Annotated in this window: 22 protein-coding genes, 2 pseudogenes and 1 other annotated feature; of the genes and pseudogenes, 21 read left to right on the forward strand and 3 right to left on the reverse strand. The window is 43.9% G+C overall.

Annotated features, from left to right (window positions below):
- The first annotated feature begins 95 nt into the window (after positions 1-95).
- The 5 genes from ASG85_RS12315 (at position 96) to ASG85_RS39565 (ending at position 4,607) form a co-directional block, all read left to right on the forward strand.
- The gene (locus ASG85_RS12315) at positions 96-740 is read left to right on the forward strand and encodes an amino acid ABC transporter permease (protein WP_057302250.1); all 645 of its coding nucleotides are present in this window, start codon (positions 96-98) and stop codon (positions 738-740) included.
- Positions 741-753: 13 nt separating this feature from the next.
- Positions 754-1,506: an amino acid ABC transporter ATP-binding protein gene (locus ASG85_RS12320; protein ID WP_060646389.1), complete on the forward strand. Its 753-nt coding sequence runs from the start codon at positions 754-756 to the stop codon at positions 1,504-1,506.
- Between the two features lie 41 nt (positions 1,507-1,547).
- Positions 1,548-2,765, forward strand: a complete 1,218-nt coding sequence (locus tag ASG85_RS12325) for a M24 family metallopeptidase (protein WP_156396544.1) — start codon at positions 1,548-1,550, stop codon at positions 2,763-2,765.
- A gap of 96 nt (positions 2,766-2,861) precedes the next feature.
- Positions 2,862-3,128: a binding site (T-box leader), on the forward strand.
- A gap of 150 nt (positions 3,129-3,278) precedes the next feature.
- Positions 3,279-4,364: an aspartate-semialdehyde dehydrogenase gene (gene asd / locus ASG85_RS12330; protein WP_082588067.1), complete on the forward strand. Its 1,086-nt coding sequence runs from the start codon at positions 3,279-3,281 to the stop codon at positions 4,362-4,364.
- A gap of 114 nt (positions 4,365-4,478) precedes the next feature.
- Entirely contained in the window at positions 4,479-4,607 is a 129-nt protein-coding gene (locus tag ASG85_RS39565; protein WP_268795871.1) for a hypothetical protein, read from the forward strand.
- Positions 4,608-4,755: 148 nt separating this feature from the next.
- Here the strand turns inward: ASG85_RS39565 and ASG85_RS12335 are convergent, their stop codons facing one another.
- Entirely contained in the window at positions 4,756-5,088 is a 333-nt protein-coding gene (locus ASG85_RS12335; protein ID WP_057302248.1) for a winged helix-turn-helix transcriptional regulator, read from the reverse strand.
- Between the two features lie 120 nt (positions 5,089-5,208).
- On the opposite strand from ASG85_RS12335, the gene ASG85_RS12340 reads away from it, so the two are divergent.
- The 16 genes and pseudogenes from ASG85_RS12340 to ASG85_RS12400 all read left to right on the forward strand — a co-directional run.
- Positions 5,209-5,622: a DUF4267 domain-containing protein gene (locus ASG85_RS12340; protein WP_060646390.1), complete on the forward strand. Its 414-nt coding sequence runs from the start codon at positions 5,209-5,211 to the stop codon at positions 5,620-5,622.
- Between the two features lie 47 nt (positions 5,623-5,669).
- A complete protein-coding gene (locus ASG85_RS12345; protein ID WP_060646391.1) occupies positions 5,670-6,116 on the forward strand; it encodes a DUF2269 family protein in 447 nt (148 codons plus the stop codon).
- A 129-nt stretch (positions 6,117-6,245) separates the two neighbouring features.
- Positions 6,246-6,422: a 50S ribosomal protein L32 gene (gene rpmF / locus ASG85_RS12350; RefSeq protein WP_056837598.1), complete on the forward strand. Its 177-nt coding sequence runs from the start codon at positions 6,246-6,248 to the stop codon at positions 6,420-6,422.
- Positions 6,423-6,501: 79 nt separating this feature from the next.
- A pseudogene (locus ASG85_RS39095) lies at positions 6,502-6,576 on the forward strand (hypothetical protein); the annotation flags it as partial.
- Positions 6,577-6,608: 32 nt separating this feature from the next.
- Positions 6,609-7,403 (forward strand): formate dehydrogenase accessory sulfurtransferase FdhD, encoded by a 795-nt coding sequence (gene fdhD, locus ASG85_RS12355; RefSeq protein WP_060646392.1) that lies wholly within the window; start codon positions 6,609-6,611, stop codon positions 7,401-7,403.
- Between the two features lie 22 nt (positions 7,404-7,425).
- Positions 7,426-8,445, forward strand: a complete 1,020-nt coding sequence (gene moaA / locus ASG85_RS12360; RefSeq protein ID WP_057302244.1) for a GTP 3',8-cyclase MoaA — start codon at positions 7,426-7,428, stop codon at positions 8,443-8,445.
- Between the two features lie 174 nt (positions 8,446-8,619).
- Positions 8,620-9,360 carry a hypothetical protein gene (locus tag ASG85_RS12365; RefSeq protein WP_060646393.1) on the forward strand — a complete coding sequence of 247 codons (741 nt, stop codon included), beginning with the start codon at positions 8,620-8,622 and terminating at the stop codon, positions 9,358-9,360.
- 2 nt (positions 9,361-9,362) lie between these two features.
- On the forward strand, positions 9,363-9,740 hold the full coding sequence (locus ASG85_RS12370) for a GntR family transcriptional regulator (protein WP_060646394.1): 378 nt from the start codon (positions 9,363-9,365) through the stop codon (positions 9,738-9,740).
- On the forward strand, positions 9,733-10,431 hold the full coding sequence (locus tag ASG85_RS12375; RefSeq protein ID WP_060646395.1) for an ABC transporter ATP-binding protein: 699 nt from the start codon (positions 9,733-9,735) through the stop codon (positions 10,429-10,431). The genes ASG85_RS12370 and ASG85_RS12375 overlap by 8 nt, the downstream gene beginning before the upstream one ends.
- A gap of 45 nt (positions 10,432-10,476) precedes the next feature.
- On the forward strand, positions 10,477-10,878 hold the full coding sequence (locus tag ASG85_RS12380) for a hypothetical protein (protein WP_057302240.1): 402 nt from the start codon (positions 10,477-10,479) through the stop codon (positions 10,876-10,878).
- Positions 10,879-10,974: 96 nt separating this feature from the next.
- Entirely contained in the window at positions 10,975-11,661 is a 687-nt protein-coding gene (locus tag ASG85_RS12385; RefSeq protein WP_057302239.1) for a DUF4386 domain-containing protein, read from the forward strand.
- 104 nt (positions 11,662-11,765) lie between these two features.
- On the forward strand, positions 11,766-11,885 hold the full coding sequence (locus ASG85_RS37780) for a YjcZ family sporulation protein (RefSeq protein ID WP_082562071.1): 120 nt from the start codon (positions 11,766-11,768) through the stop codon (positions 11,883-11,885).
- 226 nt (positions 11,886-12,111) lie between these two features.
- Positions 12,112-12,207, forward strand: a complete 96-nt coding sequence (locus ASG85_RS36925) for a YjcZ family sporulation protein (RefSeq protein ID WP_082562070.1) — start codon at positions 12,112-12,114, stop codon at positions 12,205-12,207.
- A gap of 229 nt (positions 12,208-12,436) precedes the next feature.
- Positions 12,437-12,781: a hypothetical protein gene (locus tag ASG85_RS12390; protein ID WP_060646396.1), complete on the forward strand. Its 345-nt coding sequence runs from the start codon at positions 12,437-12,439 to the stop codon at positions 12,779-12,781.
- 243 nt (positions 12,782-13,024) lie between these two features.
- Positions 13,025-14,689, forward strand: coding sequence for an extracellular solute-binding protein (locus tag ASG85_RS12395; protein ID WP_414858716.1), 1,665 nt, complete (start codon positions 13,025-13,027; stop codon positions 14,687-14,689).
- A 79-nt stretch (positions 14,690-14,768) separates the two neighbouring features.
- Positions 14,769-15,071: pseudogene (locus tag ASG85_RS12400) on the forward strand (sugar ABC transporter permease); the annotation flags it as partial.
- Between the two features lie 18 nt (positions 15,072-15,089).
- On the opposite strand, the gene ASG85_RS12405 reads toward ASG85_RS12400, so the two are convergent.
- Both ASG85_RS12405 and ASG85_RS12410 read right to left on the reverse strand, forming a co-directional pair.
- A complete protein-coding gene (locus tag ASG85_RS12405) occupies positions 15,090-16,274 on the reverse strand; it encodes an MFS transporter (RefSeq protein WP_057302236.1) in 1,185 nt (394 codons plus the stop codon).
- A gap of 330 nt (positions 16,275-16,604) precedes the next feature.
- Entirely contained in the window at positions 16,605-17,036 is a 432-nt protein-coding gene (locus ASG85_RS12410) for an Lrp/AsnC family transcriptional regulator (RefSeq protein ID WP_057302303.1), read from the reverse strand.
- Positions 17,037-17,079 lie beyond the last annotated feature (43 nt).

Raw genomic sequence — 17,079 nt, forward strand, 5'->3', positions numbered from 1 at the left:
ACGGATTAAGATTCGAAGCAACACGTCACTTTGTGGGGAGATATAGGGATCTTTGATTGGAGATCAAAGTCTCACATTCTTAGGAGGCCGCAAGAATGGAACTCGTTTTAGATAACTTAGGCTTTCTTTTCAAAGGCGCATACTATACCCTGCTTATCACAATCGTCTCGATGTTCTTTGGATTTTTTATCGCTCTGTTCGTAGCCATCGCCCGGTTAAAAGGAAATCGGTTGATCAGCAATTTGGCCAGAGGGTATGTGTCCATCATCCGCGGAACCCCGATCATTGTGCAAATCTTCATTATTTATTATGGATTACCTGACTACGGTATTACACTCGGGCCGCTAACAGCGGCCTATATTTCACTTAGTATCAATATCGGAGCCTATTTATCTGAGACATTTCGGGGCGCGATCTTGTCTGTGCCTAAGGGGCAGACGGAAGCGGCTTTATCCCTGAATATGTCCCCTTGGCAAACGATGCGCAAGATTATTCTTCCGCAGGCAGCCCGCGTGGCGATTCCCCCTATGGGAAATACTTTCATAGGCATGCTGAAAGAGACTTCGCTCGTTTCCATTGTGACAGTAACTGAGCTGCTGCGCTCAGCCCAACTGCTTATTGCGCAATATTATATTGCCATGCCGTTCTACATTTCCATTGCTCTCATGTACTGGCTCATGAGCATGTTCTTTTCCAACATTCTTAATCGCATCGAGAAAAAATTATCAAAGGCTTATTAAGGGGGGAGTGGGCTTGATAGAAGTAAACCATCTTAGTAAACGATTCGATGCTTTAACTGTACTGCAGGATATTAACCTGCGCATTAATTCACAGGAAATTGTGGTCCTCTTAGGTCCTAGCGGTTCAGGGAAAAGCACACTGCTTCGATGCCTGAACGGTCTTGAAGAGCCTAACGCGGGTTCGATTCGTGTGGACAACATCCTGTGGGAAGACTCGATGAATGCTCTGACGAAGAAAAAAGCCATCCGGGAACTTCGTAACTTAACCGGTATGGTTTTTCAATCATTTAATCTATTTCCGCACTTGACTGTCCTGGAAAATGTGATCACGGCTCCAGTGACCGTGAAAAACATGCCTAAGGAGCAGGCGATTGAGTTGGCTGAATCATTACTCGATAAAGTGGGCTTGGCCGAAAAGAAGCATGAATATCCGTCTCGGCTCTCCGGCGGTCAGCAGCAGCGGGTTGCGATTGCCCGTGCTCTGGCGATGCAGCCTCAAATTATGCTATTCGATGAGCCGACCTCGGCACTTGATCCGGAATTGACCGGCGAAGTTTTGTCGGTTATGAGGCAGCTGGCTAACGAGGGCATGACGATGATCGTGGTCACGCATGAAATGAAATTTGCGCAAGAGGTGGCAAATCGAGTTATCTTTATGAGCGAAGGTGTCATTCAGGAGGAAGGAGCCCCGGAGCAATTTTTTGTCCAGCCGCAAACCGATCGGGCGCGCAAGTTTTTGCGACAGATGGCTCAGGAGCCTGTTTAACATACGGAGATAGGAAAGCCTAATCCGAAGGAGTTGAGATTGTGGCCCATATTGATCAGGAACATATAAAAACCATTTCAGAACGAGCCAGATTGATCATGGAGAACGAACAGATCGACGTTCTAGTTTCCTCTAGCTGCGAAAACTTTTATTACCTTTCCGGTCACCAAAGCGCATTCATGTACACTTTGCGTATGAGTGAAGTTGCACTCGCCGTCCTGTTTCGTGATCCTAGCCGTAAAACGATCTTGATCATGAATGATTTTGAAGCAGCCGGTGTCGCGAATGATCTTCCAGGGTACGAGGTCCGAACGTATCCCACCTGGGTGGATGTTGATGACCCGTTGGGTTTGATCGGCGACAAATTCCAGGGAAAGCGGCCGGTCTCCCCCCAAGCAGAGGAAATGTTCGGGGTGCTGGGTCAGGTGCTCGCTGAGTATGGAGTTTCCCACGGGAAAATCGCTGTCGAGCTAAGCTCGATGCGATACCCGTCCGTCATAGCGTTACAGCAAGCCTGCCCAGGAGTATCCGAGTTGGTAGAAGCTAGCCCTATCTTTACTAAGCTGCGTGCGATAAAAACCCCTTGGGAGATCGACCAGCTGCGCAAGGCTTGCACTTATGCGGAGGCAGGCATCTCATCCGCGATACGTGAAATTGAGGTAGGCATCTCCGCCGCGGAGATCGTTGAAGCCTTCCGCAAGGCCTTGATGAGACATCCGGATGGTTCAACCGCACGGTTTCATATGGTTTCCGTAGGAGCTAATTTTGCTCCTGCGCATGTATTTGACACACGTCCAAGTGAACTGGGTGATCTGATTAAATTTGACGTGGGTGTCGATGTAGCCGGATATGGCTCCGACATCGCCCGCACCTTCGTGCTGGGGCCCCCTTCGGATTTGGCGAAGCGTATTTATGCCGCACTAAGGGCGGGACACGACCGTCTTCTGCAAATCATTGAACCAGGGATGCCAATGAAGATAGCCTTTGAGGAGGGCATGAAACAGATTCGCTCCTCGGGGCTTTCGAATTACAACCGCGGCCATCTCGGCCACAGCGCGGGTCTAAGCCTCGCCGCTGAAGAAGCGCCTTTCATTAGTCCGTCCGAGGCTGCAGTGTTTCGTCCGGGCATGGTGATTTGCTTGGAGACGCCATACTATGGCCACGGTCTAGGCTCGATCATGATCGAGGATATGGTTCTTGTCACAGATAATGGTTGTGAGCGTCTTAACCAGCTAACTACAGATCTTGTCTCGCTTTAAAATAGAAGATGAGTGATGTTCAAATTTGTAATGTTTTCGAATTTTCAAAAATTATGTTTACCTTATAATGTTTATTTGGTAATATAATCGCAATAATCAAATGCGATGAAGAGTAGAGTAAATAAATGAATTCTTTCACAGAGAGCTCCTGTTTGCTGAAAAGGAGTAAAGAGTACTTTATTGAAGAAAGCCTCAGAGCAGCACATCGGATCCTCCTGAAAAGGGTGATGGTGTGTCAGGAGCTCCTGTTACAGAGCTAAAGTATTCGCATTACATGGTAATGCCGTACTTGAAGAGGCTGATATGGCGACATATTAGCGAATTTGGGGTGGTACCACGAGTATATACAATCTCGTCCCTAAGACTGACTATAGTCTTGGGGGTGGGATTTTTTTTATTGGTGCGTAAGAAGTATAGCTTACGTGCAACATGCGGTACACCAGATCAGACTGTTTGAATATATATTTAGGGATTCCCATTAATCAAGCCATTTTGAAAGGATTTGAATATCTTATGTCAGAAAGACTGAAGGTTGGAATTGTCGGAGGAACAGGAATGGTTGGTCAGCGGTTTGTTCAGTTGCTGGATCAGCATCCTTGGTTTAAAGTAACGGCCATTGCCGCTAGTAGCAGTTCGGCAGGTAAAACATATGAAGAATCTGTGCAAGGCAGATGGAAGTTGTCTGGCCCAATTCCTGAAGATGTGAAAAATATCGTCATTCTGGATGCATCAAAAGTGGAGGAGGTTGCCGCTCAGGTTGATTTTATTTTTTGTGCAGTGGATATGAAAAAGATTGAAATTCAAGCGTTGGAAGAGGCATACGCAAAAACAGGCACGCCCGTTATTTCCAATAATTCGGCTCACCGCTGGACGCCTGACATCCCGATGGTCATTCCGGAAGTTAATCCAGGTCATATTGAAGTGATTGCCGCACAGAGAAAACGGCTTAGAACTTCCACCGGCTTTATTGCCGTTAAGCCCAACTGTTCAATCCAGAGCTATGTGCCGGCTCTTCATGCATTGTTAGATTATAAACCGACAAAAGTGGTTGCATCGACGTATCAGGCGATTTCCGGAGCAGGTAAAAACTTTACCGATTGGCCCGATATGTTGGATAATGTCATTCCTTATATTGGCGGCGAGGAAGAAAAAAGCGAGCAGGAGCCACTTCGCATATGGGGCAGCATTGTAAATGATGAAATTATTAAAGCAAGTGCGCCGTTAATTACAACGCAGTGTATTCGCGTTCCAGTAACGGATGGGCATTTGGCTACCGTATTCGTATCGTTCGAGAAAAAACCTTCGAAGGAAGAGATTCTTCATCGCTGGTTGCAATTCAAAGGACGACCGCAGGAGCTTGGTCTGCCAAGCGCACCAAAACAGTTCATTACTTATTTTGAAGAAGAGAACAGACCACAGACTAAACTTGATCGTGAAATTGAGCGCGGTATGGGTGTTTCGGCGGGGAGATTGCGCGAGGATTCCATATACGATTTTAAATTTGTTGGATTATCACATAATACATTACGCGGAGCAGCGGGCGGTGCTGTTCTGATCGCCGAACTGCTTAAAGCGGAAGGGTACATTCAGGCAAAGTAGAAGTATTCATATTGATTGGAATTGATAGAGTTATTAAGCCAGATCTTGAATTATTATTCATCCTTTAAGGCAGACTAAGCATTGTTCGCTCAATAAAATGTGGAGGTGTTCGTAATGCGTCAGGTAAACAAAACAATGATCGTTGCATCAACCGCGGCAGCAGTCATGGGATCGGTTATTTATGGCGTTTATAGAGCAAGAAACAGCAGCATTCTTGAGCGGATAAAAAACAGATTGACCTAAGGAAAGGAGGCGGGGAACCGCCTCTTTTCTACCTTGTACGGATTAGAGCAAAGTGTCATCGGAGTGATCCGGTGGCGCTTTTTTTTTTTGTTTAGTACCTCTGATTTTTCATCAAAGTCACGTAAGAAAGGCAGAAAAAAGAACCAGCTTAAGACGCTGGTTCTTCTTGTTTTCGCTCATTATGATGTTCTCCCCAAGCACACATCACTTCTGCAACAGGGATCAAGGTTTTGCCGTATTCACTAAGTGAATACTCTACTTTTGGAGGGACGGTGGGGTATACCGTTCTTTCGATCACGCCTTCTTGTTCCAAGTCTCGAAGATGTTGCGTAAGCATTTTTTGGGAGACATTAGGGATTAGCTTCTCCAGATCGTTGTACCGCTTGCTTGATTCCATCAAATGCCATAAAATCATCGGCTTCCATTTGCCGCCTAAAACATGAATGACTGTCTCGATTGGACATTCGCGCTGATGAATCATTGGTAAATCCCCGACCCCTAACTTTTGGTAAGTGCCGTACTTTAAAGTGCGTTCTTAACAAAATATTATTACCGATATACAATAAAGTCAATCAAATAAATGGAAAAAGGAGACAGATAAATGAGTGAAACTTATTGGGGACCAAAGTCAGTAACATTTTGGTTAGTGAGTGTTGTTGCGCTGTTGATGTTGTTTATAGGAGTAAGAGGTTTTATCCAGCCAGAGGCTGCAATTCGAGATTTTGGAATACCATTGCATGACAGTGCTGATAGATATCTTGTTTATATAAAAGCAGATCGTGATCTATTTATTGGTATCTTTCTACTTACCTTGATGGTACTTCGTATGAGAAAAGCATTACTTGTTGTAATGTTTACTTCTATTTTAATGCCTATAATAGATGCATCATTGGTACTAACGAATGCAACAGTTAAAACACCTTCTTGGATTCATATTGTTACTGCGGTGTATTTATTTGTTGTAGGTTGGTTGTTGTACCGAGAAGAACAGCGAGCCAAAACAGCAAATAAATAGAACAGTATCATCATTAGCAGGGCATTTACAAATGAGGGGGACATAACATGTATATTTATCTATTGTTCATTCATATTATCGCTGCCGTGACGGCCATTGGCGCAATCATCTGCTATCCCTTGATCATGAGCAGCGCCCGGACGGTCGGTCAGGCCAAGTTCGCGCTTAAGCTGTTGGAGAAGACGGCGATCCTGCCGAAATTCGGCGGTATATTGCTGCTTCTTACGGGACTTACGCTGGGCTTCCTTGAAACCACTTTGTTCCGAGAGCTGTGGTATGTGGTCTCGATTGCCATCTTCTTCGTCATTCTGGTCATTTTGGCTGGTCTACATCCCGCCGGCATTAAGCAGCAGCTTACGCTGCTGCAGCAGACGCAGGGCGATGATCTTCCTGACGCGTACCGACTGAGCCGCAGACGCTCCGCCTGGCTGGAAGGGATCGCAAATTTTGCAGCTTTCCTCTCGATTCTGCTGATGGTGTTCAAACCGTTTTAACGGAGCGCTAACATTCATCCATTCGAACAATTTAATTGACATAGAATTCTGCCGAACATTGACAAAGCAAATCAAGAAAGCTATGATATCTCTTGTTGATTTATGTAATGAACAGGAGGTGTTTTGAATATGGCTGTTCCTCAAAGAAGAACGTCCAAAACACGTCGCGATAAGCGCCGTACTCACTTTAAACTGGTTGTGCCAGGAATGGTGAAGTGTGAACAATGTGCAGAATTAAAAATGGCACATCATGTTTGCAAAAACTGCGGTTCATATAAGGGTAGAGAGATCGTAAAAGCTCAATAATCATATGAATGGCATCTTAAATGACACTTCTAAACAATTAGAGTGTCATTTTTACTGTCTAACGAGGGGAAATGTGGACATGTCAAAAATGGTGCATGAGTTCAATGATATTATTCGAAAGCTTCGCAAAGATTTATTTGGCAATGGCTTGGAAGAATATATAGTCATAGATAGGGGCCACTGATCATGAAACCAATCGAGGTGAAAAGGGGAATCCTTCGTTTTGTAAATGGTCTTGCTGAGGAGATTGAGGATAGTATTGTAACGGAATATCCGGTTACAGTGAAAATTAACGGTCAGGAATTTGTTACAGTGGTGTGTTCACCAGAATATATAGAAGATATGGTCATAGGATTCTTGGCTTCTGAAGGTATTATCAGGAACTACGATGATATTGAAAAAATATGGATACAGGAGAGAGAAGGATTTGTCCATGTGACAACAACAAAAATCAATCCATATTACCGTGATTTTCAAAGTAAACGGTATATTACCTCCTGCTGCGGGATGAGTAGGCAAGGATTTGTTTTTGTAAACGATGCATTGACCGTCAAGAAGATGGAGGATATTCGTGTAAAAGTTTCCATCGATGATTGTTTCCGATTAATGAATGATATGCAGCAATCAGCTGATACATTTCATCATACGGGAGGTGTCCACAATGCGGCCTTGTGTGACGCTAACGGAATTGTTTTAAGCCGGATGGACATTGGAAGACATAATGCACTGGACAAAATTTATGGATATTGTTTGAAAAATGACATTCCCATCGGCGATAAAATTATCGTTTTTAGTGGCCGTATATCCTCCGAAATCTTATTAAAAGTTGCCAAAATAGGCTGCGAAGTAATATTGTCCAAGTCTGCTCCAACAGAATTGGCCTTACAGCTAGCCGAACAACTGGGAATCACCACGATTGGTTTTATCCGTAACCAGTCGCTAAACGTGTATACGTGCCCGAAAAGAATTATTAATATTTGACATAGAAGGGAGGGCCATTCACATGGAAAATGTTGTGCTGGATAACATGCAGCGCCCTTTAAGGGATTTGCGAATATCGGTTACGGATCGCTGCAATTTTCGCTGTCGGTACTGTATGCCTGAGGAAATATTTGGTCCTGACTACTCATTTTTACCTGACGATAAAATTTTATCGTTTGATGAAATTGAAAGATTAGCACGGATTTTCGTGTCTTTAGGCGTAAAAAAGTTGCGTATTACTGGAGGAGAGCCCTTGCTGCGCAAAGATCTCCCCACACTTATCAAGCGGCTGAACCAAATTGATGGCGTAGAGGACATTGCTTTAACCACTAACGGTTCATTACTAAAGAAATTTGCAGTTGATCTATTCAACTCCGGTTTATCCCGTGTGACAGTGAGTTTGGATTCGTTAGATGAAGAGCGTTTTGCTTATATGAACGGTAATAGAAGCAAGGTGCAAACTGTTCTTGAAGGAATGCAAGCAGCGTCTGAAGCGGGAATGAAAGTGAAAGTAAACATGGTTGTCCAAAAAGGAAAAAATGACCAGGATATCATCCCGATGGCACAATACTTCAAAGAGAAGAAGTATACCCTTCGGTTTATTGAATATATGGATGTTGGAAACTCCAACGATTGGAAATTGGATGAAGTCGTGTCCAAACAAGAGATTTTAAAGATTATTCACGAGGCTATGCCAATTGAGCCCATCCTTGCGAATTATCACGGAGAAGTGGCGACCCGATATCGTTACGCAGATAGTGATCAGGAAGTAGGAATTATTTCGTCGGTGACAGATTCCTTCTGTTCTACCTGTACAAGAGCCCGCATTTCGGCAGAAGGAAAGCTGTATACTTGCTTGTTTGCTTCTAGCGGTTATGATCTTAAAGATTTACTCCGCTCTGGGCAATCGGATCAAGCTGTTACCGATTCGATTCGTACCATCTGGCATAATCGTTCCGATCGTTACTCAGACGAACGATTAAGTCATACCAATCATAAGTCATCATCTCCTAAAGTAGAAATGTCGCATATCGGGGGATAAGAAAATTCTTGTCATATCATTAATCAATGCATGATTAAAGCAAAGCGCTTCAAGCCGAAAGATGGCAGGAGGCGCTTTTTTTATTTTTCTATTTACATGTTACAATGTCTTAGTGTACTATTGAATTAATGCACTGGTTCAATTGGTTATGTTCAATAAGAAGGAGAGATTAGGATGAGAGCGTGGGTAGCTTTATTTAAAAAAGATTTTAAATTAACAAGAACCGTATTTTTCGTAGGACTTGTAATTAATTTATTGATTGTCATGTTGACGTTATATACGGGTATGAAAGCAGATCATACATTACTTAGTTTCTTACCCGTAGTAATTGCCGTTGTTTTTCATGTTTTATATGTTCCGATTATTATATTTATCAGTTTGAAAACAGAGGCAAATCAGCTCCATCTCTGGCTGCAAAATCCTGGGCCGGCTTCTACACTGTTAATTAGTAAGTTAGTGAACGGCCTGGTGATGATCGTTATTTCACTATTGATGCTATATGTGATGACTGGATTGCTAATCGTACCCAAGTTCAACTTAATTGAAGCGTATTGGACGGATACATGGGTATCGGGAATATTAGTATTTTTTCATATTATTATGATCTCTATCATAATTGGTGTTTGGGTGTTTTTTGTTTGGTCGCTATACCACTTCCTTAAATTTGCAATCGGGCGTTGGAGCTGGTTAGTCATTATTGGAGCAGTCATCATACCTATTTGGATAACTACCCTATTCGAATCCACTAAACTGTATAGTTTCCTAATAAAATGGGGGAGTATAACCTATGATTTTCCTTCTTTTTCCATGCAGCCTATACAAACATATGCAGGAGAGTATTTGTATAACTTCATTATTATCATTGGATTATTCTTTCTTAGCGCGTGGATCGTTGACAACAAAGTTGAGGTGTAGGAATGGATGAATTTAATGCTTCAAAACCCATATATCTGCAATTAGCGGATCGAATTAATCGACAAATTGTAAGCAAAGAATTGAAAGCAGGTGAGAAGCTTCCTTCAATTCGAGAAATGGGGATAAAATACAATGTTAATCCAAACACAATTCAGCGGACTTACAGTGAGTTGGAGCGAGAGGGTATTCTGGAAACGAAAAGAGGTCAAGGTACGTTTGTGACGGAACAAGAGGAACGCTTGGTTCAACAACGTGAAAATTTAAAAAATGAGCAGATCCTAACTTTTGTCCAGGTCATGCAGGAAATGGGATTCAGCTCTTATGAAATCATTTCAGGGCTACAGGACCATTTAAGCAAATTTGATAAAGGAGATGAGTAAGTTGATTCAATTAACTAATGTTTCAAAAAAATATGTTAAGCAGCCTGTACTCCATAACATTTCATTCACTTTGCCCATAGGTAAAATTATTGGCATTGTAGGTGAGAACGGCAGTGGGAAGTCAACCATATTGAGACTAATTTCCGGACTGTCGCTACCTTCGAGTGGGAGAGTAACCGTAAATGGAGAGACTGCTAATCGAAGAATCAGCAAAGTGGTTTCTTATTTATCGGAACTTGGTTCTTTTTATACTATATTCACAGTACGTGAAGCGATGGATTTTCAGGCTTCCCAATATACAGACTTTAACATGGCTAAAGCGGAAGAAATCATGAAGTTTTTGCAGCTGGAGCCTCATATGAAAATCAAAAATCTCTCGAAAGGAAATCGTGGTCGATTAAAAATCATGCTGACTTTGGCCAGAGAAGTACCCTACATTCTAATGGATGAGCCAATGTCTGGACTTGACCCCATGGTGCGGGAATCTATCGTTAAAGGAATGATTTCTTATGTTGACTTGGAATGTCAGACATTAATCATGACAAGCCATGAGATTGCGGAAATTGAATCATTACTGGACTGCTTCATTGCGATCAAAAACGGATCATTACTTAGCATGGCTGATGTGGCTGAATTACATGAATCAGAGGGTCTTGGTATCACGGATTGGATGAAGAAGAATTATGTCTAATTTCGGGAATACATCACATTCGAAAGAAAGAAAGGAGCTACCTGAATGAACGAGATCTCGTTGATTCGACTTTATTTGCTGAGGGCGTTGTACCTTCTTATTATCGTGGGGCTCGGCATCGTGGTATGGCCAGGAATCATCCACCACGAAAAGCCTTGGGAACTTATGGAAGGAGTGGTCCAATGTATGCTTGCCGCCTTCTCGGCTCTGTCAGTTCTGGGGTTGCTCTATCCGCTGCAGATGCTGCCTTTGCTTCTGTGGGAATTGGCGTGGAAGTCGATCTGGCTGATTATCGTTGCGCTCCCACTGTGGTACTCCGGTCAAATGGATGAGTCAACCTGGTCGACGGCCTCATCCTGCTTGATAGTCGTGATATTTCCTTTCTTCATCCCTTGGCGATTTGTGTTTACACACTACGTGAAGAAACGCGCAGATCGGTGGCATTGAGGGAAGATAGACAGCGCAGCCCGCGGCCGACTCTGATCAGCCGAAGAAACGTGGTCATAACTGTAAGGCAATAATTTAAAAAAAGGAGATAAACAAATGAATACTAATAAAAAGAGCGCGTTAATTGTGGGAGTACTGTTTATACTTGCAGCGGTTACGGCGGTAATAGGTCTTATTTTATACGATCCTATCCTAAATGGTCCGGATTACCTGATAAAAGGTTCCGAACATGGCAACCAGGTGGTATTGGGAGCGCTTATGGAATTAATGCTTGTCGTTTCAGCGGTTGGTACTGCAACTACAATGTTTCCAATTTTAAGAAAATATAATGAAACTATTGCTCTTTGGCATGTTTGCTTCAGGTTTCTTGAAGCCATTATTATTACTGTTGGTATAATCAGCGTCCTGTCCCTGTTGACCTTAAGCCGGGAATTCGCAGCAGCATCGGCTCCTGATATCGCCTCTTTTCAAGCTTCAGGTATCGTATTAAAAGCCATACATGACTGGACCTTTCTGCTTGGGCCTCTTTTCATGCTAGGCATCAACACAATGATGTACAGTTATATATTTTATAAATCCAAACTCGTACCCAGGTTTATACCTATTTTGGGTATGACAGGGGCAACGCTTGTTTTTAGTTGTGCCTTGTTAGTCATGTTCGGTGTCATTCAACAAATTTCTTTTTGGGGTGCTATTTTGGCGCTGCCAGTAGCTGCAAATGAAATGATTCTAGCTGTATGGCTCATAGTTAAAGGATTCAATTTATCTGCACCTTCTTCTTAGTCTGTAAAAATTCAGATTTTCCTGTGGCATACGTCCAAGCAAGAACCATGTACCGAACATATACTTATACTGTAGTGATAAATCACTGAAGGGAATGAGTACACATGGGAGCAGTAGGTTATGGTGCAGGTTGTGGCGACGGTTATGGTATGGGTCGTAACGTAGCATTTATTTTGGTTCTTTTTATTCTTTTAGTCATCATCACATCAGCTTTTGTATGGTAATTCCTTAACACAAAGAATATCCAGAAAAATGGCCCTATCGCGAAATAGTGAACAGGGGCCGTTTTTTCTCTTTGTTTTGGCTCTCGAATTTCTGCGCAAGTTACTATGATTCGTTGGCACTTTTCCTCCGCGTTTGCCTCCCCAAGGCATACGTCCAATCAAGCAATATGTACCGAACGTATATATATAACGTAGTTAAAAATCACTTGAGGGGAATGAATAAAACATGAGCGGAGTAGGGTATGGTTATGGTCAAAACGTAGCATTTATCTTGGTTCTTTTTATTCTTTTGGTAATCATCACATCAGCTTTTGTAATTTAATCCAATAGCACATCTAGAAAACAAAGACGGCCCTATCGCGTAATAGCGATCACGGGCCGTTTTTTTCGTTGTTGTATTGTACTCCACAATAAGGTCCTAATTATATTCTTCAAGGCGAATGACTTGTCCAGCCTTCATTACTGATATTGGGCAGCTTAATGCAACTTTTTAAATTAGAGAACGTAAAAACTAAAATTGATTTGGAAAGCACGAAGAAGGAGGACCTTACATGCTTATCAGAAAGATAGTCATCTGGTCAGCTTTAATCTTTTTTGCATTTTTCTTGACGATACTTTCACTAGCAAAGGAGTATCCTTACTCTATACCAAGAGCAATACTTGCCATTGAAACTGGCCATGCTCGTTTAGTACCCCTTACATCAGATGCCAGTAAATTGATTGGGAGACGAGGACCATCCGAACAACAACTTACTGCTTATCTGGCTCAGCGGGGTTGGAGGCACAAGGAAACACTTGGCGTACAGATCATCTACGAAAAGGACAATGTTACTTTGAATGTCTATTCTCATTTCCGGAAAGGTTTCTGGTGGTACGTTCTCGACAGATCCCCATAATCAGAAAAAAACGAATGGGGATTCAATAATATCTCGAATATAACAAGATGGAATCTAATCCCGATTTCTCATTCGTACTTGGAGAAATTGGGATTTTTCGCCGTCAAGAGGTGTATATCAAAGTAAACACTGGTATATAGAAGGATCGCGATTCTTTTCTTATACTTAAACTATCAAAGGAAGTTGAAACGCGTACAACATCCTGAGTAACAGGTTAAGTCAAATGGGAGGGGTCATATGAAAATGAAACTCAGAGGGAAAGACGTTCTCACAACTGCTTTGATTACAAGTCTTATCGCCGCAACGGCGTGCAGCGGCAAAACGGAGAATAGCCCGCAACCGTCTGCATCGACGACAGCGTCTGCAACCGCAGCACAAATGCCGGAATCGAAAAAAGTGCTTGAAGTATCCACGATCAGAGAAGGCGATCCGTATTTGAAATTCGATGTAGGTGAAAGCTTCGACAACAATTCCGTGTACGAAGCCTACGAGAAAGACATCGGGGTCAAAATCACGAATCAATGGGTTGCCGCCGATGCCAACCAGTACAAGGAAAAGCTAAAAATAGCCATCGCATCCAACGATATTCCCGACCTCATGCTGGTCGATGCTACTCAGCTCCAGCAGTTGATCGAAGCGGATATGATTATGGATCTCACCGCCGTTTTCGATAAGGCAGCTACGCCTGAAACTAAAAAGTTCATGAAAATGGATGGCGGTATCCAAATGAAATCGGCTACGTTTGGCGGTAAGCTGATGGCCATACCGAGAACGTCCAATCCGTTCTATGCGCAGTTTCTATATGTGCGCACCGACTGGCTCAAAAAGCTGAGTTTGCCTGAGCCGAAGACGATGCAGGATCTCATGACCATCGCGGAGGCGTTTAAGTCGAAGGATCCAGGCGGCAGCGGAAGATCCTACGGTCTCGCGATGAACAAAGATCTGAAAGAAGACGGAGCAACCGGCATTATCGGTTTCTTGAACGGCTACCATGCTTATTCGGAGCAATGGATCGATGACGGGACAGGCAAACTCGTTATGGGATACGTGCAGCCGCAAATGAAAGATGCGCTTAAAGCGCTGCAGGATATGTTCAAAAAAGGGCTGATCGACCCTGAATTCGCCGTGAAGGACGTGCAAAAGGAATCGGAGCTCATTTTCGGCAACAGCATTGGCCTTCTATATGGCGCTGAATGGGTGCCTGCGCACCTGGCGACCGGTGCGATCAAAGACGGCAAACAAGTACAGGAATGGGGCGTTTATCCGATTCCTTCTGCAGACAACCAACCGGCCAAGGCACAAATCGGTATCGGCGCCGACAAATATTACGTTGTGTCTAAGAAAGCGAAGAATCCGGAAGCCGTCATCAAGCTGTTGAATCAATGGATCTCAGTTGATAACAACCAGACGGAAGAAAACAAAGTTTACGAGTATGGCAAGGACCGCGTCGAAAAGAAAAATAACTACTGGTTGCTTAATCCCCTAAGGGTTGGAAGTCAAACCAACGATAATGGCGAAGTGCTGCCGAAGGCGATTGCGGGTAAGGACGCGAGTCTGCCGAAAACGAAGGATCAGAAAAATCGATTCGAGCGGGCCATGAAGTACGTGAATGGCGATACCAGCATGTGGTGGGAATATTGGATTTCCGGTCCCAAAGGTTCCTACTCCTTAATTCCGGATATGAAAAAGAACAACCAGTTCGAACAAACGAAGTTTTTCGGGGCTCCGACGCCAACGATGGTTGAGAAGAATGCGATCCTCGAAAAGAAGCGCGACGAAGTGTTTTTCAAAATCATTATGAACCAGGTACCCGTTGACGAGTTCGATAAATTTGTCGCCGATTGGAAGAAGCTTGGCGGAGACCAAATCACTAAAGAAGTGAATGATTGGTATGCGAAGAACAAATAGTTCTTCTCCGGGGGAGGGATCAGGTACGATCCCTCTTTCTATTCAACCTTGACGAGGTAATATAAGCAGGTGGTGCATGATGAACTCGATCTCTCGCATATGGAAACGTGAATGGCCGCTTCATTTGATGCTGATTCCGGGACTGATTTTTGTCATCGTGTTCAGCTACATTCCGATGGCGGGCATTATGATGGCATTTCAAAAATATATTCCGACCAAAGGTCTGTTCGGTTCTCCGTTCGTCGGCCTGAAAAACTTTCAATATATGTTCGTCTATCCCGACATCGGACGCGTTTTTTTCAATACAATCTATATTGCAGTCATGAAAATTACGGCAGGCTTATTCGTACCGATTACGATTGCGATTCTGCTAAATGAACTGAGCAATGTCTTCCTTGGCTTAGGAAGCGGATGCCGATTCTTGGCCTGAATGCTCCGCTTTCCTCCCAAGGACGTCTCCGAACAGGAACATCCCAAGCGAGAGTGCCAGGCATACCGCTGAGAAAATGCCGATCGATGAATAACCGCCGAACTGGACATAGAGTAGGCCTGCTATCCACGCGCCAAGTGTGTTAGCGCTGTTCATCGTTGAGTTGGCCAGACTGGAAATCGTTCCCCGGATCGAGGCGTTCAGTGAAGTGAGCGCCCCCATGACCATCGGGAAGATAATCCCAAGGGTCGCAAAAATGATCAGATAAATGATTGTCACGAAACGGAGATTCGTCAAATGAGGCATAACTGTGTATAGGACCATGAGCATCAACATTCCAACTACGATCGCGTTCGTATTGCCTAGTCTTCGAGTCACATTAGAGCTAATTATACTTCCCAGCAAAGTGCCAAACCCGAGGAACATCATCACGGTACCGATTTGTCCAATTGGAAGCTCGAAACGATCGGCCATCCACTTGCCAATGAAAGCGAATGCGGTACCGCTCCCTAAGTGAAGTAGCAGGTAGGCAATGAAACCGCTCCGGGCCTTGCCGCTCATGATCAGAGGGACATATCGGCGAAGGATTGACGTCCGCTCGTACGTACTAGGCTTCATGTCGGGCAACGAGTAGAAGGCGACAGCGATGAGCAGCAGCGAAGCGATTCCAATCGTCCAGAAAGGAACAGACCAATGAGCGACTGCGAGCCAGCTTCCGATTGGCACGCCAAGAGCCTGTGAAGCAGCTAAACCTGCGAAGGCGATTCCCATTGTTTTGGACACTCTGGAAGCTGGCATGATGACGGGAATGGATGCCCATACCTGGGGGGCCGTGAACGCTGCGCTGACGCCGGCAAGGAAGCGGAATAGGCACATTGTCCAGAAGCTGTCCGCGAAGCCACACAAGATCGTCGAGACGGAGAATCCGAGCAGGCCGCTCAGCAGAACGGTTCTTCGGTTCCAGCCGTCGGACAGAGGCCCGGCGATTAAGGCGAATAAGGCCGAGCCTAGCGTGTAGGCGCCAAGCATCCACCCGGCGATTCCCGTCGATACGCCGAATTGCTTCTGAAGTGTCGGGAGCAAGGGCGAGATGAGGAACGTATCGGTTCCAATCATAAACATGATAAAAAAGAACAGGGCGGTATATCTGCGCATAGTCGATCACTCCTAATGAATTAGTATTGCTTACATTTTCAATGTTAAAGCATAATAGTGACAAATTCTGTCACAAACTCATTTATTCATAAAAAAGAACTATCAGGAAGCCCAAGTTCAAAACGCTGCTTCAGGCAATGATTTTATCGTGTTGACTCTTCCATTACGAGCAACGAAGCGGATAGTGGCAAAGGCGATATTCAAGTGAATATCGGAATGGGGCGTGCCAATACCATAACTTACAATAAGTAATCCCTTTAATTTGGAACAGCAATGAAAAAGGCCATGATTTTTCTACTAATTGTAGAGAATCATGGCTTTTCATGTTTTCTATTTGACTTGGCCAATCGATAGGCTTACCTTGTAATTGCCATACTTCAAGAGTTCATCAAGGAAAGAATTCAGTTCTATCGGCGTGCTGACGCGTACTCGCATCCAGTAGCAGCCTTCACCGCTTACACGGTGTGTTTCAGAGATCATGTCGTTTTGTTGAACAAACGATTGAAAAGAATGATGTGCGGAGTTCGATTTCATGAAAACTGTAACAAAGGCGTGTACTACTTGACCAATTTTGTCCGGATTCCAGCGCAGTGTATATCCTTCTATGATACCGAGATCCTGCAGCTTTCGTACGCGAGCGCCAACCGCTTGCCCAGTCAAATGAACAAGCTGGCCAATTGCCTTGTGGGACAGGGTAGCATCCTTAATCAAGTAATTTAAGATGTGAAGATCGACTTCGTCGATCGTTTGGTTGCTCAACATAGGGGAATTCCTTTCAAAGTGAAAATGAAAGCTGATTTTTCTT

It is taken from the genome of Paenibacillus sp. Soil724D2, assembly GCF_001427935.1.
Classification (GTDB): Bacteria; Bacillota; Bacilli; order Paenibacillales; family NBRC-103111; genus Paenibacillus_E.

Coding starts and splice junctions, on each gene's coding strand:
- ASG85_RS12395 (WP_414858716.1), top strand. CDS start 13,025: ATGAAACTCAGAGGGAAAGACGTTCTCACAACTGCTTTGATTACAAGT.
- ASG85_RS12370 (WP_060646394.1), top strand. CDS start 9,363: ATGGATGAATTTAATGCTTCAAAACCCATATATCTGCAATTAGCGGAT.
- ASG85_RS39565 (WP_268795871.1), top strand. CDS start 4,479: ATGCGTCAGGTAAACAAAACAATGATCGTTGCATCAACCGCGGCAGCA.
- ASG85_RS12410 (WP_057302303.1), bottom strand. CDS start 17,036: ATGTTGAGCAACCAAACGATCGACGAAGTCGATCTTCACATCTTAAAT.
- ASG85_RS12340 (WP_060646390.1), top strand. CDS start 5,209: ATGAGTGAAACTTATTGGGGACCAAAGTCAGTAACATTTTGGTTAGTG.
- ASG85_RS12375 (WP_060646395.1), top strand. CDS start 9,733: ATGAGTAAGTTGATTCAATTAACTAATGTTTCAAAAAAATATGTTAAG.
- ASG85_RS12335 (WP_057302248.1), bottom strand. CDS start 5,088: ATGATTCATCAGCGCGAATGTCCAATCGAGACAGTCATTCATGTTTTA.
- ASG85_RS12405 (WP_057302236.1), bottom strand. CDS start 16,274: ATGCGCAGATATACCGCCCTGTTCTTTTTTATCATGTTTATGATTGGA.
- rpmF (WP_056837598.1), top strand. CDS start 6,246: ATGGCTGTTCCTCAAAGAAGAACGTCCAAAACACGTCGCGATAAGCGC.
- ASG85_RS12380 (WP_057302240.1), top strand. CDS start 10,477: ATGAACGAGATCTCGTTGATTCGACTTTATTTGCTGAGGGCGTTGTAC.
- ASG85_RS12390 (WP_060646396.1), top strand. CDS start 12,437: ATGCTTATCAGAAAGATAGTCATCTGGTCAGCTTTAATCTTTTTTGCA.
- ASG85_RS12385 (WP_057302239.1), top strand. CDS start 10,975: ATGAATACTAATAAAAAGAGCGCGTTAATTGTGGGAGTACTGTTTATA.
- ASG85_RS12315 (WP_057302250.1), top strand. CDS start 96: ATGGAACTCGTTTTAGATAACTTAGGCTTTCTTTTCAAAGGCGCATAC.
- ASG85_RS12365 (WP_060646393.1), top strand. CDS start 8,620: ATGAGAGCGTGGGTAGCTTTATTTAAAAAAGATTTTAAATTAACAAGA.
- moaA (WP_057302244.1), top strand. CDS start 7,426: ATGGAAAATGTTGTGCTGGATAACATGCAGCGCCCTTTAAGGGATTTG.
- ASG85_RS37780 (WP_082562071.1), top strand. CDS start 11,766: ATGGGAGCAGTAGGTTATGGTGCAGGTTGTGGCGACGGTTATGGTATG.
- asd (WP_082588067.1), top strand. CDS start 3,279: ATGTCAGAAAGACTGAAGGTTGGAATTGTCGGAGGAACAGGAATGGTT.
- ASG85_RS36925 (WP_082562070.1), top strand. CDS start 12,112: ATGAGCGGAGTAGGGTATGGTTATGGTCAAAACGTAGCATTTATCTTG.
- ASG85_RS12345 (WP_060646391.1), top strand. CDS start 5,670: ATGTATATTTATCTATTGTTCATTCATATTATCGCTGCCGTGACGGCC.
- fdhD (WP_060646392.1), top strand. CDS start 6,609: ATGAAACCAATCGAGGTGAAAAGGGGAATCCTTCGTTTTGTAAATGGT.